Origin of the sequence: Mesorhizobium sp. M1A.F.Ca.IN.020.06.1.1 (assembly GCF_004023265.1) — a bacterium.
Classification (GTDB): Bacteria; Pseudomonadota; Alphaproteobacteria; order Rhizobiales; family Rhizobiaceae; genus Mesorhizobium.
This window is the reverse complement of sequence record NZ_RZSR01001421.1, coordinates 1-1,039: the sequence shown is the minus strand read 5'-3', so window position 1 is coordinate 1,039 and position 1,039 is coordinate 1. Positions and strand designations below refer to the sequence as shown.

1 protein-coding gene is annotated in these 1,039 nt (G+C 60.4%); it reads right to left on the bottom strand.

What is annotated here, in order from left to right; genetic code table 11:
- A partial coding sequence (locus tag EOA60_RS34520; RefSeq protein ID WP_128312709.1) for a DUF4011 domain-containing protein occupies window positions 1–1,039 on the bottom strand: 1,039 nt, incomplete at both ends.

Genomic DNA, 1,039 nt, shown 5'->3' with positions numbered 1-1,039 from the left:
AGGATAGGATGCGCGGCACATCGATTCCGCTGTCGTCGAGCGGCAGATCGTCGGCGAACTGCGGAAGGCGAAGTTCGAACTCCCGCTCAAGGAACTGGAGAAGGGTGGCGTTGAACCGCGGCTCGTCTTCATGGAAGCGGATCGTGAAGCGCGAACTCGCGCTCCGTCTTTCTAGCCGGACCGGTACCAGGAGAAGCGGTGCCCGATAGCTAAGTTCATGTTCGGGCTTTTTCTTCCAGCGAAGAAAACCTACGGCCAGGAATAGCGTGTTTGCTCCACCCTCGGCGAAGTCATTGCGCACCTGACGGTAGAGATCGATCAATCTGGCCTCAAGCTGACGGACGTCCAGCGTTGAGGCGAGCTCATCCCTGAGCAGCGCTTCCGCAGCAAACCCGCGTTGCAGATCGCGACCATGGACATCCCTATAGAGTTCCGCGTCTCGCTCCCCCAGAGGGTTCTGCTCGGGCAAGGAAATGAGCCGCACGGCGGCCCCATTCGCCAGTCTGTCCTCGAGATAGGCGACGTCGGTACACAAGAACGGGATCGTCTTTTTTGAATCAGGAAAATTGAGAAGGCGGTTCCTGAGCGTCAGGTCGAGCAGTTTTTTCTGCCAGCGATCGATGCGACCGGCGGCTGTGGTTGGCTTTATCTCAACGACCTCGACTGGCATCTCGCCACCTGCTGGCGCCGCGGGAAGCGGCAGAGCCGCGACGACTGCAGACGACTCCTCTTCCGCGGCATTGCGCCGGATAGGCTCATGCGAAGCGAGGGGCGTTATACCGCCGCTGCGCGATCGTCTTACGTCGATGGCCGCAACGAATGCATGCGCCTGTTCTTCCGCGAGCCGGATACCGAGCGCATTCTGCGCCGCCTCGAATGTGAACGCGGGCCGGTGAGTGACGCCTGTGGTTTCAAACGCGATGAATTCGCGGGACGCCAGCGCTTTGCGGATCTCCATCTGGTCTGTTTCAACCGCGTTGGCGAAGGTCCGCTTGGCCAGCCAGACGCCGACAGCTGCATGCCCGTCAAACATCAGCAC